The organism is Vibrio sp. STUT-A11 (assembly GCF_026000435.1).
In the GTDB taxonomy this organism is placed as follows: Bacteria; Pseudomonadota; Gammaproteobacteria; order Enterobacterales; family Vibrionaceae; genus Vibrio.
Map to the genome: position 1 here is coordinate 1,226,410 of NZ_AP026763.1, position 16,597 is coordinate 1,243,006.

Here is a 16,597-nt window from a genome sequence, read left to right on the forward strand (position 1 = left end):
GTTAAAACAAGCCCATCTGCGGCGCAGATAACGTCTCAAAATCAGTGCCAATAAACGGCAGAATGGCATCAGCAACGGGCTTCAGCTGTTTATCAATATAATGTTGATAATCAATGAGGCTATTACGATATTCATGTGGCTCCGGCCCATTGACGGTAATCACATATTCAATTCGACCACGGTTCTGATACTGTAATGGTCGACCGAGTTTGGCATTGATTTCGTCAGCCAATCGAGCGGCACGCACTTGGGGCGGAATGTTCTTTTGGTATTCGTGCAGTTTGCGACGCAGGCGTTTCTGATAAACCAGCTGATCGTCGAATTCACCGCTATTGGTTTTCTCAACCATTTCGCGTACGTAGTCACTTGGATCTTCGCCATGGAAGATCATGCTATAAAGCTTGTTTTGGAATCTTTGCGCCAGTGGCGTCCAGTCTGTACGAGCGCTCTCTAACCCTTTGAAAATAATCCTCTCTTGCTCACCTTCTCCAATTAAGCCCGCGTAGCGTTTTTTCGAGCCTGTTTCAGCACCACGAATGGTTGGCATCAAAAACTTTCGATAGTGAGTTTCGTACTCTATTTCAAGCATTGAAGTGAGGTTGTATTCCGAACGAAGATGCTCTTGCCACCAAGTGTTAATGTGTTCGACTAGCTGATTCCCGACTTTATCGGCTTCTGTCTGAGTGTAGGTGCGGTTTAACGACACAAAGGTGGAGTCCGTATCACCGTAAATGACCTGATAACCTTGTTTTTCAATCAGCACTTTGGTCTGTTTCATGATCTCATGACCACGCATGGTGATACTGGATGCCAGTCGGGTATCAAAAAATCGGCAACCGGAGGAGCCTAATACGCCGTAAAACGAGTTCATGATGATCTTAATCGCCTGAGAGAACGCTTTTTCGTTGTTCTTCTTAGCAACATCACGTGCTGCCCAGAGCTTTTCAATCATCTCGGGTAAAAAATGTTTTGTGCGATGAAATTGGCCACCACGAAATCCGGGAACAGCCTGATAGTCTTCTTTTCCTAGCTCGAGCTGAAGCCCTTCAACCAGACCCATTGGGTCAATCAGAAAGGAGCGGATGATAGAAGGGTAGAGGCTCTTAAAATCCAGCACTAAAACTGAGTCGTAAAGGTTGGGAATTGAATCCATTACGTACCCGCCGGGGCTGGCTATCCAGTTTTCCGGGTGTAAGTTGGGGGCAACATAACCCGCGCGGTGAATTTGCGGCAGATAGAGGTTAGTAAACGCGGCGACCGAGCCACCAACTCGATCCAGCTCTACACCGGTTAATCGTGAGCGTTCAATCGCGAATGCGAGCAGGTGAGTATGCTCAAAGATCTTATTAACCAGCACGCAGTCCTGAAGATTGTATCTAGCCAAAGAAGGCTTGTCAGAGCGATACATTCGATTGATCTCATCCATACGATCATGCACATTGTGAATTTCTTTACCTTCGCCGAGTAATTCCTGGGAGACGGATTCCAAAGACCAAGAGCGAAAGTGATAAGTCGCAGTTTTGAGCGTGTCGATACCATCCATCACCACGCGGCCGGGAATAGAAATGAACCCCTGTTGGCTTTGTGAAGAACTGCGAAAGAAACTCGCCTGGTCCGCTCTGCCAAGTTTGAGTTTCATCTTGTGCCATTCGGCTCTTTTGTGCAGTAAACGGAAATCGAAGTCAATCACGTTCCAGCCGACAATGACGTCAGGGTCGAATTGTTTAAACCAGGTTATCAGAGCGTCCAGTAACGCTTTCTCGTCTGGTACCCACTGGATAGGAGTGTCCGCGGGTTCGGCTTCACCAATCATGATGACGCGCGAGTCCATTGGACTGTCTAAACCGATAGAGTAGAGAATGCCTTTCTCGGAACACTCTATGTCTAAAGAGACCACATGTAATCTAGGTTCAAAGTGACCGGAACGACATTTGGCGTTTTGAATGCGTTGAAATCCGCTCCGAGCTTGATGGTTCCCCGTAAACTCGATGCTGCCTCTAATAAAGCGCTCCATCAAATAACGATCTGCAAGCCGGATATCGCCTTCGTAAGTGGTAACATCGCATTGTGAAAGGTGACCTTGTAACGCAATGGCATCTCGAGTCGTTCGTGTATAACAAGCGACAAGAGCCGTGTGCTCGAAGGTTTTCATGTCCAGCACACGGAACTCGGCGTGAATGTTGTTTGACTGAGCGATCTCTCTGGTTTGCTCTGCGTCTGATTGGGCAATAAAGAATACAGGTTTTTCTGCGTGAATGAGCAACTGGGTAGGGCCAGCTTCTGTTGACAGCCATAGTTCAATCTGAGTTTGACCCTGGATATCTCGCGCCTGACGAGTGAGTAAGAATCCTTGCTGGATGTTCAAATGAGAAAAACCTTATCGATAACTTAAGCCCTGTATTCTAGCACCATGCGATAAGAAGAAAACGTGCGGTGATGATGGTTGTTGTTTTTGTCATCGAGCCAGTTTTGCTTCAGATCCGGGCTCTGAAAAATAAAACACACCAAAGAGTGTAATACCAGTCACTTAAGGACTCCTATACGGTCATTCCAGCGAGCCTTAGCGAGACTAGGAATCTAGTAACAGCTCGCTGGAATATAGAGAAATACACTTGAAAACAAAGTACTCGGATAGAAGATCCTGAATCATGCTCCTTCGTCACGGTTCAGAATGACGGATGACTGGAGTATCTGCTTACTGTTAACTGATTAGCATTACGCCAAAGTGTGGCCTAGATCTTAAACGTAAACATTCTTTGGTACGGTAACACGAGAATAAGTGGCCAGACTAAGGTTGCTTGTCTAAAGGTTAATCATTTGACGGGGGATATTGGTTTGCTCTAGGAAATATAAAACCTAGTTGCTTGATTTATTACAATTAATGTTGTTAATTAGCTTGTATTATATTTCGGTTCTGCAAACGACTCTGTGAAATTACGGAGTGGTTTATGAATAAGTTCTTGCTAAAGTTTGCGTTTGAGCACATATTCATAGAAAGCAATTTTTCGTCAAATACGTTAGTATTAGACGTCATACTGATACCCACGTTGAATATCATGTGGGTGCAGAACCAATAGAAAGTGTGGAGATACAAGTTTGATAAATGTTTTCCTTGTAGATGATCACGAGCTGGTTCGCACAGGGATACGACGTATTATTGAAGACGTCCGTGGAATGAACGTAGCAGGAGAAGCTGACAGCGGTGAAGAAGCAGTAAAATGGTGTCGCAGTAATCATGCTGACGTCGTTTTGATGGACATGAACATGCCGGGAATCGGTGGTTTAGAAGCCACTAAAAAGATTCTACGCTTGAACCCAGATGTAAAAATCATCGTACTTACCGTTCATACGGAAAATCCGTTTCCAACCAAAGTGATGCAGGCAGGTGCTTCTGGTTATTTAACCAAAGGTGCAGGCCCGGACGAGATGGTAAATGCGATTCGTGTGGTAAATAGTGGTCAGCGTTACATCTCTCCAGAGATTGCGCAGCAGATGGCATTGAGTCAATTCTCACCAGCCTCTGAGAACCCGTTTAAAGATTTATCTGAACGTGAATTGCAGATTATGTTGATGATCACTAAAGGTCAGAAAGTAACGGATATTTCTGAACAACTTAACTTGAGTCCAAAAACGGTGAATAGTTATCGCTATCGATTGTTTAGTAAGTTGGACATTAATGGCGACGTTGAGTTAACGCACTTAGCGATTCGTCACGGAATGCTGGACACCGAGACGCTTTAGTGTGAATCCTCCTTTTGATTCGGCTTCCTTTCTCAAGACAGTAACTCATCAGCCCGGCGTGTACAGAATGTACAACGCCGACGCTGTTGTTATTTATGTCGGAAAAGCCAAAGACCTCCAAAAGCGCCTTTCGAGTTACTTTCGTAAAAAAGTCGACAGTGAAAAGACTCGTGCGCTTGTGCGTAATATTGCCAAAATTGACGTTACGGTCACTCATACCGAGACCGAAGCGCTGATCCTTGAGCACAATTACATCAAGCAATACTTACCAAAATACAACGTACTGTTACGTGACGATAAGTCCTATCCCTATATCTTTATCAGCGGGCACAAACACCCGAGATTATCGATGCATCGCGGGGCTAAAAAACGTAAAGGCGAGTATTTTGGTCCTTACCCCGATTCTGGTGCAGTGCGGGAAACGTTACACCTACTGCAAAAGATATTTCCGGTTCGTCAATGTGAAGATACCGTTTACTCTAACCGAACTCGTCCCTGCTTGATGTACCAGATTGGGCGCTGCGCGGGACCGTGTGTTAGCTCAATCATATCAGATGAGGAATACGCTGAACTGGTGGGTTTTGTTCGCTTATTTCTCCAGGGTAAAGATCAGCAAGTGCTTAAGCTGCTGATTGAAAAGATGGAGCAGGCTAGCCAGCAGCTCCGCTTTGAAGATGCGGCCAAGTTCCGCGATCAGATTCAGGCAATTCGCCGGGTTCAGGAACAGCAATATGTATCTGAAGACAGCATGGATGACATGGATGTACTCGGGTTTGCTCAAGAGAGCGGTATTGCGTGTATTCACATTCTGATGATTCGCCAAGGTAAGGTGCTCGGTAGTCGCAGCCACTTCCCGAAAATCCCACAAAATACCAGTCAGCAAGAAGTGTTTGACAGCTTCTTAACTCAGTATTATTTGAGCCACAACGAAGCACGTACCATTCCTGCCCGGATTATTCTCAATCAGGAGCTGGCAGAGGATATTGAACCAATTCAAAAAGCGCTGATCGAAGTAGCGGGACGCAAGGTTCATTTCCATACGTCTCCAAGTGGTGTTCGAGGTCGCTACCTCAAATTGTCTAATACCAATGCACTGACGGCAATTACCACTAAAATTAATCATAAGATGACCATCAATCAGCGTTTTCATGCCTTACGTGAAGAGTTGGGTATGGAATCGATAACGCGCATGGAATGTTTTGATATCTCCCATACGATGGGAGAGAGCACCATCGCGTCGTGCGTGGTCTTCAATAATGAAGGTCCGGTTAAACAAGAATATCGTCGCTACAACATCACAGGCATTACCGGTGGTGATGATTATGCCGCAATGGGTCAAGTACTGGATCGCCGATACTCAAAGCAACTGGATGTGGAGAAGATCCCAGACATCATTTTCATCGATGGTGGTAAAGGCCAGCTAAACCGAGCTCATGAAATCATTTCGCAACATTGGGGAGATTGGCCAAAACGACCAATTTTGATCGGTATAGCGAAAGGCGTCACGCGTAAGCCCGGGTTGGAAACCTTAATTACTGTGGATGACCATGAGTTCAATTTGCCAAGTGATGCTCCAGCGCTTCACCTTATTCAGCATATTCGTGACGAAAGCCATAACCATGCGATTGCCGGACATCGAGCGAAACGTGGTAAAACTCGCCGCACGAGTGCCTTAGAAGGGATCGAAGGCATTGGACCGAAGCGACGCCAGGCTTTGCTAAAATATATGGGCGGATTACAGGAACTTAAACGTGCAAGTGTCGAAGAAATCGCCAAAGTACCGGGGATTAGTCACTCTTTAGCAGAAATTATTTTCCAAGCATTGAAACAATAAGGAAAATCCCGCAACATTAGCACGCAATGTGTAAGAGAATAATAAAATGCGATTGAATATCCCGAACATTCTGTCTCTTCTTAGACTGTTCTTAATTCCAGTTTTTGTGGTTGTTTTTTATCTGCCTTATTCATGGGCACCGTTTGCTGCGGCAATGGTGTTTTGGGTCGCGGGCTTTACCGACTGGTTAGACGGTATGCTGGCTCGTAAACTTGGCCAAACTTCTCGGTTTGGTGCGTTTATCGATCCTGTGGCTGATAAAGTATTGGTTGCGACAGCGTTGATTTTAATTACCGAATATTACCATTCTATTTGGGTAACGATTCCTGCGGTCACCATGATTGCCCGAGAAATTATCATTTCCGCTTTAAGAGAGTGGATGGCTGAAATTGGTAAACGCGCTAGTGTTGCCGTCTCGTGGGTAGGTAAAGTGAAAACTCTGGCACAGATGTTCGCTCTCTGGGTGCTAATTTGGCACTATGATGATTGGATGGTGTGGCTTGGTTTTGCAGCACTATATATCGCGACATTCCTAACGTATTGGTCAATGATTCAGTATCTTGCTGCTGCCAAAGACGATTTACTCGACGAGCAGCATCATTAATAAATTAAGTATTTATACTAAGCAGGCGCTCAAAGCCTGCTTTTTTCTACCCGTCGTATATCTACATTAATTCTAGCCATTGTTATCACAGACCGGGTGGTATAGAAAATTAGTGTGACATGGATCTTGTTTTTCTCGCTGTTGCTTATCTGGCAAAGCAGATAACGCGATTATGAACGGTTGATATGGGCTGACTATCCGGTTTCTTTGGCTGGTGAGTAGTCAAAGTTTCATGATAAACAAGTGTATTTGAGCAAGTTTTCGTATTAAAACTAAGCAATCTTCCGTGTTTCGCACAAAATCTAGTCAAACGATTTAAAAAAATAAAAATAGTGTTGACTCGATCGCTCGAATCCGTAGAATGCATCCCGTACCCAAGAGAGCATGGCTCAAAAGGGTGGTGAGGAAAGGTTAACTTTTCTTGCAATGAGGCGCCTTGGCAGAGTGGCTATGCAGCGGATTGCAAATCCGTGGACCTCGGTTCGACTCCGGGAGGCGCCTCCATTATTCTTTAGAGAGAAAGCAACTTTCGAGAATAAATGCGACACTAGCTCAGTTGGTAGAGCGCAACCTTGCCAAGGTTGAGGTCACGAGTTCGAACCTCGTGTGTCGCTCCAAAATTTAAAGATATGGCTGATAAGCGGTATCAGATGGTGTTTTACTTTTCTGTAAAGGCATCACAAAGAATATTTGTGTGCCCTGGTGGTGGAATTGGTAGACACAAGGGATTTAAAATCCCTCGGCGTTCGCGCTGTGCCGGTTCAAGTCCGGCCCGGGGCACCATCTCAATGCGACACTAGCTCAGTTGGTAGAGCGCAACCTTGCCAAGGTTGAGGTCACGAGTTCGAACCTCGTGTGTCGCTCCAAAATTTTAAAACCCAGCATGTTTATGCTGGGTTTTTTCGTTTCTATCGTGGGTCAATGTAACCTGTTTATACGTTTACACAAATCTGGCACATTCCAACAGAACTTCTCTGCTTACATAGGGACGCGCATCTGAATCCAGTTCTCTTGCTGTACAGGATGAGCTTTCAGTGAGGTTATTTTCTTGATATTTTCAGCTTGTTGCGTGTTTTTCATTCAGACTCATTACCTTATATAGAAGATGGTTACAAGTTCTGTGGCTATTAGAAAAATATAATTGCGTTTGAGATCAATAAATCAATGATGAAAAATCATTGCCAGAAGATTTTATTTTGTGATAAATTCGCGCGCAATCTCGGAGCGTAATTTACGCCTTTGGTTCTCTGGGGGATACGCGTAGTGACCATTCAAGCTGATTGTGACACTACGTAGGGTAGGTATCGGCAAAGCCTTTTGTTGATAGACGGGATACTAATGCTGTAAGTGCAGCATATTAATGGGAAACCCAACATTGAAACCTTTGAATAAACATACACTAATCAGCTTCATACTGCCGAAATGTCCTGTTTTACAAAACAGATGCATTACGGAACCTTGATTACGTCCCAGCGCATATAGAAGTCACGAATGTCGTGACAGGATTATCTGTGTTTGTCATCTAGGCTATGGCAAATGCGGAGGTTTACTTATTTCTCCTGTAACTTTTTTCTAATGATAATTAATACAGGATGAAGAACTAATATAATTCAAGGGATTACCTAGTATGACCACTGCCTTTGAAGTCGATAACAATATCGCAAACATTTTTTCATCACAGGTTCCAGTTGTTGAGGGAACGTACGACTTAACTCCAGACCAAGTGTTACTTGATCAGGCTGAGCACGAATCTGCGGTTCGCTCTTACCCTCGTCGCTTGCCGATCGCGATTAAACAGGCTTATGGCTGTTTAGTTGAAGATACTCGAGGTCAAATCTTTTTGGATTGCCTTGCGGGTGCGGGTACTTTGGCACTGGGTTATAACCACCCAGAAATCAATCAAGCATTGAAAGATCAGCTAGATTCTGGCTTGCCTTATCAGACTCTTGATATCGCTACCTCGGCGAAAACGCATTTTATTCAGTCTGTGAAGTCTTTTCTTCCTCAAGAGCTAGGTGATAACTGTGTGATTCAGTTCTGTGGACCATCTGGTGCCGATGCAGTTGAAGCCGCGATCAAACTGGCAAAACAGACGACTGGCCGTAACACCATGTTCGCATTCCGTGGCGCTTACCATGGTATGACTAACGGCACGATGGGCATGATGGGTAACCTAGGTACTAAGGCTCGTCGTACAGGTCTGATGTCTGATGTGCATTTTATGCCATTCCCGTATAACATCCGCTGTCCGTTTGGCCTTGGTGGTGATGACGGTGCTAAAGCGAGTATCCGTTACATCGAACGTCTATTAAACGATGACGAATCTGGCATCATGAAACCAGCAGCTATCATCGTTGAGCCTGTGCAAGGTGAAGGCGGTGTAATGCCAGCGCCTGCGTTCTGGTTGCGTGAATTACGCCGCATCTGTGATGAGCACAGTATTCTGTTGATCTTCGATGAAATTCAGTGTGGTGTAGGTAAAACTGGCTACAACTTTGCTTTCGAAGAAGCGGGTATTGTTCCTGATGTGTTGTGTTTGTCGAAAGCGATCGGTGGTGGTATGCCGATGTCGCTTCTTGTTATCAACAAGCAGCACGATACCTGGAATCCGGGCGAGCACACCGGTACGTTCCGTGGTAACCAGCTCGCTATGGTGAGTGGTGCTAAAGCGCTGGAAATTATTCAACGAGACAACCTTGTTGAGCATGCGAACATTGCTGGTCAATACCTACGTTTTGGTTTGGAAGGGATTCAGAAGCGTGTTAATTGTATCGCAGAAGTTCGCGGCAAAGGTTTGATGCTGGGTGTTGAAATCAAGAACCCTAATGGCGAATTGAACAAGTTCGGCGAGCCTCTAGCTGACGGTGAACTCACGCTTGCGATTCAACGTGCGGCGCTAGAGAGTGGCTTGATGGTAGAGAAAGGTGGTCGTGACGGCTCAGTGATTCGTTTCCTTCCACCACTGATTATTTCATTTGAGCAAATTGACTTCGCTCTACGTGTGCTTGAAGAAGCCATCATTACTGCTGGCGGTAACCATGTTGAAGCTGCACCACAAGAAGAGTGGAAAAAGCACTTCGTTCACACTGGTGAATTGGGTAGTACTGAGTTTGCATCAGTGATGAACCACACGACTGCAGCGATGAAGTCTGTATTCGAACAAGTGAGTGCGCCATATTCCGGTATGGACCCTAAAGCGTTAGAAGAAGCGATTAATGCTGTCGACCTAGACAACAAAAATGCGCCTCTTAAATCAGTAATTGACGACGCTGCAGAGCTTGTTGCAAAAAATGCTATCTTTACACAACACCCTGATTGTATTGCACACTTGCATACACCACCATTGATGCCTGCGATTGCGGCTGAAGCGATGATTGCGGCTCTGAACCAGTCTATGGATTCTTGGGATCAAGCATCTTCTGCGACTTACGTTGAGCAGAAAGTGGTGAACTGGCTTTGCGATAAATACGAGCTAGGCGAGCAAGCTGACGGTATTTTCACTAGCGGCGGTACTCAAAGTAACCAAATGGGCTTGATGCTGGCGCGAGACTGGATCGCAGACAAACTAAGTGGTCACTCTATTCAGAAGCTAGGTCTTCCAGAGTATGCTGACAAATTGCGAATCGTATGTTCGAAGAAATCACACTTCACGGTTCAAAAGTCAGCGTCTTGGATGGGACTGGGCGAAAAAGCAGTCATGACTGTTGATGCTAACCACGACGGCACGATGGATGTAAACAAACTGGATGACGTGCTGACTCAGGCAAAAGCTGAAGGTTTAATTCCATTCGCGATTGTTGGTACAGCTGGTACAACCGATCACGGTGCGATTGATGATCTAGACTTCATTGCAGACATGGCTGAAAAACATGAACTGTGGATGCATGTCGACGGCGCATACGGTGGTGCTTTGATTCTTAGCAGCCAAAAAGCTCGCCTGAAAGGTGTTGAGCGTGCGCAGTCTATCAGCGTTGACTTCCACAAGTTGTTCTACCAAACAATCAGTTGTGGTGCGCTTCTTGTTAATGACAAGTCAAACTTCAAGTTCCTGCTTCATCATGCAGATTACTTGAACCGTGAACACGACGAACTACCAAACTTGGTAGATAAGTCTATCGCAACAACTAAGCGTTTTGATGCTTTAAAAGTGTTTATGACAATGCAAAGCGTAGGGCCAAAAGCTCTAGGCGACATGTACGACCATCTGCTTGATCAAACGCTAGAAGTAGCAGATATGATCCGCGATAACGACAACTTTGAGTTGTTGGCGGAACCATCACTATCTACGGTTCTGTTCCGTACGACACATAAGTCCGCAGATCTTGATGAATTGAATAAAGCGTTGCGTTTAGAGGCGCTGACTCGCGGAACCGCAGTACTGGGTGAAACCATTGTTGACGGTAAAACCGCACTTAAATTTACGATTTTGAACCCGTGTCTAACGACGGCGGACTTTGAATCTTTGCTCTCAAAAATCCATATGCTAGCAGTTGAGCTAGTTTAACAAAGGTAACGGAAAACTATGGCAATTCTACAGATTGGTGCAGGCGGCGTTGGCTGGGTAGTTGCACACAAAGCAGCACAAAACAACGACGTTCTGGGTGATATCACAATCGCATCACGTACCGTAGGTAAGTGTGAGAAAATCATCGAATCTATTCAAAAGAAAAACAACCTGAAAGATTCAACTAAGAAATTAGAAGCTAGAGCAGTTAATGCTGACGACGTAGATTCTCTTGTTGCTCTGATTAAAGAAGTGAAGCCTGATCTTGTGATCAACGCTGGTCCTCCATGGGTAAACATGCCAATCATGGAAGCATGTTACCAAGCGAAAGTGTCATACCTAGATACATCAGTAGCAGTTGACCTGTGTTCTGAAGGTCAGCAAGTACCTCAGGCTTATGATTGGCAGTGGGGTTACCGTGAGAAGTTCGAACAAGCGGGCATCACAGGTATCCTAGGTGCTGGTTTCGATCCAGGCGTAGTATCGGTATTTGCAGCGTACGCAGTTAAGCATCTGTTCGATGAAATCGATACTATCGACGTCATGGACGTAAACGCTGGTGACCACGGTAAGAAGTTTGCGACAAACTTTGACCCAGAAACCAACATGCTAGAGATCCAAGGCGACTCTTTCTACTGGGAGAATGGCGAGTGGAAACAAGTACCTTGTCACTCTCGTATGCTTGAGTTTGAATTCCCTAACTGTGGTTCACACAAAGTGTACTCAATGGCGCACGATGAAGTTCGTTCAATGAAGGAATTCATCCCTGCAAAACGCATTGAATTCTGGATGGGTTTCGGTGACCGTTACCTAAACTACTTCAATGTAATGCGTGATATCGGCCTATTGAGCCCAGACCCGCTAACGCTGCACGATGGTACAGTAGTACAGCCTCTGCACGTATTGAAAGCGCTACTACCAGATCCAACTTCTCTTGCACCAGGCTACACCGGTCTAACGTGTATCGGTACCTGGGTACAAGGTAAGAAAGACGGTAAAGAGCGCAGTGTCTTCATCTACAACAATGCTGACCACGAAGTGGCATACGAAGATGTAGAGCACCAAGCGATCTCTTACACCACAGGTGTACCAGCGATCACTGCGGCACTACAGTTCTTCCGTGGCAAGTGGGCAGATAAAGGCGTGTTCAATATGGAACAGCTCGACCCAGATCCGTTCTTGGAAACCATGCCTTCTATTGGTCTGGATTGGCATGTTCAAGAGCTTGAAGCAGGTCAGGGACTTCCGGTTATCCACGAACTTAAAAAGTAACTATTTAAGCTCGTAGCAAATCTGGAAATAACTTAAATCTAAGCCGATGCGATTGCGTCGGCTTTGTTCGATTTTATAGTGCCTTCGTTTAGGCGAGGGGACTCAAGGTATTACAATGCAACACAACGAACTAAAAACCCCGTACTTCATGATCAATGAAGACAAGCTGGTAGAAAACCTGGAGAAAGCGAAACAGCTGAAAGAGATCTCAGGTGTTAAGCTGGTTCTTGCACTGAAGTGTTTCTCAACTTGGGGTGTTTTCGACATCATCAAACCTTACCTAGACGGAACAACAAGTTCTGGCCCGTTCGAAGTCAAGCTTGGTCATGAAACGTTTGGCGGTGAAACGCACGCTTACAGTGTGGGTTACAGTGAAGACGACGTACGTGAGGTTGCTGACATTTGTGACAAGATGATCTTTAACTCACAATCGCAGCTTGGTGCTTACCGTCATATCGTCGAAGGTAAAGTGTCAATTGGTCTGCGTTTGAACCCCGGTGTAAGCTACGCAGGTCAAGACTTAGCTAACCCTGCACGTCAATTCTCTCGTCTTGGTGTGCAAGCGGATCACATCAAACCGGAAGTATTTGACGGTATTGATGGCGTGATGTTCCATATGAATTGTGAGAACAAAGATGTAGATGCATTCATCGGCTTGCTTGATTCAATCTCAGAGCAGTTTGGTGAATACCTAAACAAGCTGGATTGGGTAAGCATGGGCGGCGGTGTATTCTTCACGTGGCCTGGTTACGATATAGAAAAGCTTGGCCTTGCTCTGAAAGCATTCTCTGAGAAACACGGCGTACAAATGTACCTAGAGCCTGGTGAAGCGATCATTACTAAGACAACGGATCTGGTTGTGACTGTGGTTGATATCGTTGAGAATGTGAAGAAGACGGCAATTGTGGATTCAGCAACAGAAGCACACCGTTTAGATACGCTGATTTACAACGAGCCAGCATCGATTCTAGAAGCGTCTGAGAATGGCGAGCACGAATATGTGATCGGCTCATGCTCTTGTCTTGCGGGTGACCAGTTCTGTGTGGCGAATTTTGAACAGCCGCTAGAAATTGGTCAACGTCTACACATTTTAGATAGTGCTGGCTACACCATGGTGAAACTAAACTGGTTTAACGGTTTGCGTATGCCTTCGGTTTACTGTGAGCGTTCAAGCGGCGAGATTCAAAAACTGAACGAGTTTGATTATTCAGACTTCAAACGTTCACTTTCGCAGTGGTCAGTAAAATAAGGTCAGTGAAATAAGCGTTCGGCTTTCTGTACCATAACAACGACAAAGAGCAGCTGAGGCTGCTCTTTTATATAGGTATATAGGATGCGGGGCAGGTTACTAGTCTTCTATGATAACCCGAGTATCCTCACTCAGCGCTTCTAGCTCATTCGCTACATCTTCAATTTCCATTTCGCTTGGCAGTTTAATCGCGATCTTTGCACTAAACAGGCTTGAGCTGACACCACCACCGCCAGCGATAAAGACACGTTGACAGTCCATATCTAAAATCGAAATGCCTTGATCATCAAGAATATGGGTTATCTCGTTTACGATACCCGCTCTGTCGTTGGCGTCGAGCCTGAGCTGAAATATAGTATCCGCACTATGTGAATAAGGTTCTGAGTCTACGAACTTAACCACCAGAGTCTGACAGGCTGAGAAAGCATCTTTAACGATCGCGGCTTTTTCTTTGGGTAATTCAATTTTAATCACCCCTGCCACTTGGTCTTCAATAAAGTTAACTTTACTGATTAACCACTTACCGCCATTTTCATGAGTGATAGCAGCAAGTTCCTTGATAGTCGCGGGTGATGCTTGACCAGCAAAATTAACGATAAACACAGTGTTCATATGGTCCCCTCCTGGAAAAGGTTTGGACGCGGCACGGGATTACGTAGCGCTTAAGTTATTGGAATAAATCCTTTTATTCAGTGTAGATGCTAGATGGGGTATATGTTTGATGAAGGTCAATTTTTTGGGCTAATTCTTGACGCGAATATTTAAAACTGTGTTTGAACCACAAAAAAGTAACCTTCTGTCTGTTTGTTACGTCAACGTAACTCTAGAACGTCACTTTTAATTCGACGCCATAGAACTGACTGTCGTAACTGACTCCTGCATTTTTGGCAAAATCAGCCGCATCCTGATTGCCAAACCAAGGGGATGAGCTAAATTGCAGATCCGCACTGCCACCCCATGCGTCGGTGACCCAGTGGTGGACATGGCCGACAGGGTTTAGGAAGAAAAGTGATACATCACCGACGGTTTCCGAACCGAGTACTTCACCACCGTTGGCCAGTATATCTTGTTCTGCAGTGACCATCATCTCACCAACAACCGCGCCAAAAAATGGCGTAATGAAAAGGTCTTGCCAAGAAGGAACTTCCGCAAAAGCTTCCACACCATACTCCCAGAAGAAAGCGGACATTGTCGCCGAATACAAGAACGATTCAAACTCGTTGTAACCAGAATGTCGTGCTGCGGTGTAGTAAACACCGCCAAAATAGGGGTGCATAATATAGTTGAGAGCATGTTCATCCCGGTCCCAAACCGGACCAGCAGAAACATTATCTTTCCACTTTTGACCCAGCTTGCTCATATCACGGTCTTCTTCATCCCACTTGGTAACGCTTTCAGGTAGGAAGGTCATCAAACCGACGGTCGCTACACTCAAGCCAAGAATGGTATAGGTTTGACCCATCAAGTAATCCCAATCTTTGTCCTGAGGAACAATAAGGTGTTTGGGTTGAAGATCGGCGTCAAGGTTTAAAGAACCATCACTATCCTGTTCAAAAGCCAGACTGCGGTTTTGAGCTTCAAAGGTATATAGGTTTGTCGTTGCGCAGTAACCGGAAAGGCAATCCGGCGCGTACGAAAACTCTGAATGTCTGGCCATATCGTATTGGTTTGCATTTGCAAGGCTTGTGGTTATAAAGCCGAGCCCTGCTATTGTGTTCTTGAATATGGATAATTTTGACACAAAGGTCTCCGAGTCCTTGATTTGATGAGCTAACATAAATTATCCATTAAAAAAAAATCCATTGAAATACTTGAGCTTAATTTATATCAAAATGATTTCATTACTCGATCCTGTATTTGACGTGATTGGCCGACCATCGCTAAGTGTTTCGAGTGACAGTACGTGGTCCTTTTTTACGTTTTGAGAACGGTCGTATTGGATGCTTTGTTGTGGTTACTCTCGTTGAACCATGCATTTCAAGCGGATTTGTGTATAGTTAACACCAGTACACTCAAACTAATTCAATAAATAGAACATGATATGGGTACAGCCAATAAAAATAGAATGGTACTCATAGTGAGGAGTCAGTTGTGAAAATAGCAATGTTGAGTACCGGTGAAGAAGTCCTTCATGGTGATATCGTAGATACAAATGCCGCTTGGATGTCCAGTTTGTTTTATCAGCAAGGGTTTGGTTTAACGAAACGCTCTACGGTCGGAGATAAGCTATCAAGCTTAGTCGAAGAATTTTTAATGCTGAGTTTTAACAATGACGTAGTAATCGTTAATGGGGGTTTAGGCCCAACGACCGATGACATGAGTGCAGCAGCGGCAGCTAAAGCGGCTGAGTGTAAATTGGTATTGTTTAAGGAGTGGCTGGAACAATTGGAGAGCATGTATGCTCGACGTGGCAGAACGATGCCGGATAGCAACTTAAAGCAAGCTATGTTACCTGAAACTGCAGAGATATTAGACAACCCGATAGGGACCGCTTGCGGCTTTAAAATGCGGATCAACGATGCGGTTTTCTATTTTACGCCAGGCGTACCCAGTGAATTTAAACTGATGGCAGAAACTCAGATTCTACCAGATCTGAAACGCTCGTTCCCTCAAGTTAAAGGCTCTTCATGTAGCCGCATTTATACTTTTGGTCTTTCTGAGTCCGGAATTTCAGATAAGTTAGATCCGCTCAAGCTCCCTCAAGGGTATGAACTTGGCTATCGTTCCTATATACCTTTCATCGAAGTTAAGCTTTTTGGCCCAACAGACCAATTCGAGCAGCGTGTAAAGTTAATGCAGATGATTAATCAACATCTGGAGTCGAACACGGTCAGTATCGATATGCCAATGGTTGAGAATGTGGGTACAATGTTGGTTGAGAAAGGTTTAACCGTGTCGGTATCTGAAAAGAGCAGTGCAGGGTATTTGACCTATTGGCTCAATGGTGATGAAAACGCCGAAAAGCAACTTGGCTACAGCTGGGTTTTATCAGGTAGTAATCAAGCTATTAAAGACGAAGGTGACCCACTAGCTGCAACGTTTGCACTATCGGGAGCCACTCGTGAAAAGTGCCGAACTGATTTGTCGTTAGTTACAGGCGAATTCGATGATGGTCTGTTTTCTGTCGCGCTGTCGACGCCTAAAGGGGAATGGGGAGCTGTCTACAAGCTGTCGAGAAAATATCAGCGCGATGATCAAGTAAAAGTCATCAGTACGGCTGCTCTCGATCTACTGCGTCGTTACCTGGAAGGTAAGCCGATGTTTGCCCACTATGCATTTTTAGAAAAAGTGAAAGAGATGCACATTCCATCCAGTGCAATTTAGACGAATGATTTTTGCTGGTATGTAGATAAACAAAAGCCAAGGTATCACCTTGGCTTTTTTACGTTCGAT

10 protein-coding genes and 4 tRNA genes are annotated in these 16,597 nt (G+C 45.0%); 11 read left to right on the top strand and 3 right to left on the bottom strand.

The window, feature by feature from the left end:
• Position 1: 1 nt before the first annotated feature.
• Positions 2-2,365, bottom strand: a complete 2,364-nt coding sequence (locus OO774_RS05750; RefSeq protein ID WP_264905459.1) for a DNA polymerase II — start codon at positions 2,363-2,365, stop codon at positions 2-4.
• A 731-nt stretch (positions 2,366-3,096) separates the two neighbouring features.
• On the opposite strand from OO774_RS05750, the gene uvrY reads away from it, so the two are divergent.
• The 10 genes from uvrY (at position 3,097) to nspC (ending at position 13,204) form a co-directional block, all read left to right on the top strand.
• Entirely contained in the window at positions 3,097-3,741 is a 645-nt protein-coding gene (gene uvrY / locus OO774_RS05755; RefSeq protein ID WP_237316149.1) for a UvrY/SirA/GacA family response regulator transcription factor, read from the top strand.
• Position 3,742: 1 nt separating this feature from the next.
• Positions 3,743-5,575, top strand: coding sequence for an excinuclease ABC subunit UvrC (uvrC, locus tag OO774_RS05760; RefSeq protein ID WP_264905461.1), 1,833 nt, complete (start codon positions 3,743-3,745; stop codon positions 5,573-5,575).
• 46 nt (positions 5,576-5,621) lie between these two features.
• On the top strand, positions 5,622-6,179 hold the full coding sequence (gene pgsA / locus OO774_RS05765; RefSeq protein ID WP_264905462.1) for a CDP-diacylglycerol--glycerol-3-phosphate 3-phosphatidyltransferase: 558 nt from the start codon (positions 5,622-5,624) through the stop codon (positions 6,177-6,179).
• Positions 6,180-6,609: 430 nt separating this feature from the next.
• Positions 6,610-6,683 (top strand) — tRNA-Cys (locus OO774_RS05770).
• A 37-nt stretch (positions 6,684-6,720) separates the two neighbouring features.
• Positions 6,721-6,796 (top strand) — tRNA-Gly (locus OO774_RS05775).
• Positions 6,797-6,875: 79 nt separating this feature from the next.
• Positions 6,876-6,962: transfer RNA gene (locus OO774_RS05780), tRNA-Leu, on the top strand.
• A 7-nt stretch (positions 6,963-6,969) separates the two neighbouring features.
• Positions 6,970-7,045: transfer RNA gene (locus OO774_RS05785), tRNA-Gly, on the top strand.
• 761 nt (positions 7,046-7,806) lie between these two features.
• Positions 7,807-10,683 carry a pyridoxal phosphate-dependent class III aminotransferase gene (locus OO774_RS05790; RefSeq protein ID WP_264905463.1) on the top strand — a complete coding sequence of 959 codons (2,877 nt, stop codon included), beginning with the start codon at positions 7,807-7,809 and terminating at the stop codon, positions 10,681-10,683.
• Between the two features lie 18 nt (positions 10,684-10,701).
• Entirely contained in the window at positions 10,702-11,955 is a 1,254-nt protein-coding gene (locus tag OO774_RS05795; protein WP_264905464.1) for a carboxynorspermidine synthase, read from the top strand.
• A 115-nt stretch (positions 11,956-12,070) separates the two neighbouring features.
• Positions 12,071-13,204, top strand: coding sequence for a carboxynorspermidine decarboxylase (gene nspC / locus OO774_RS05800; RefSeq protein ID WP_264905466.1), 1,134 nt, complete (start codon positions 12,071-12,073; stop codon positions 13,202-13,204).
• A 99-nt stretch (positions 13,205-13,303) separates the two neighbouring features.
• Here the strand turns inward: nspC and OO774_RS05805 are convergent, their stop codons facing one another.
• On the bottom strand, positions 13,304-13,816 hold the full coding sequence (locus tag OO774_RS05805; RefSeq protein WP_264905468.1) for an ACT domain-containing protein: 513 nt from the start codon (positions 13,814-13,816) through the stop codon (positions 13,304-13,306).
• 211 nt (positions 13,817-14,027) lie between these two features.
• Entirely contained in the window at positions 14,028-14,930 is a 903-nt protein-coding gene (locus OO774_RS05810) for a DUF3943 domain-containing protein (protein WP_264906071.1), read from the bottom strand.
• Positions 14,931-15,295: 365 nt separating this feature from the next.
• Here OO774_RS05810 and OO774_RS05815 point away from each other — a divergent pair, with 365 nt between their 5' ends.
• Positions 15,296-16,528, top strand: coding sequence for a CinA family nicotinamide mononucleotide deamidase-related protein (locus tag OO774_RS05815; protein ID WP_264905470.1), 1,233 nt, complete (start codon positions 15,296-15,298; stop codon positions 16,526-16,528).
• The last annotated feature ends 69 nt before the right edge of the window (positions 16,529-16,597 follow it).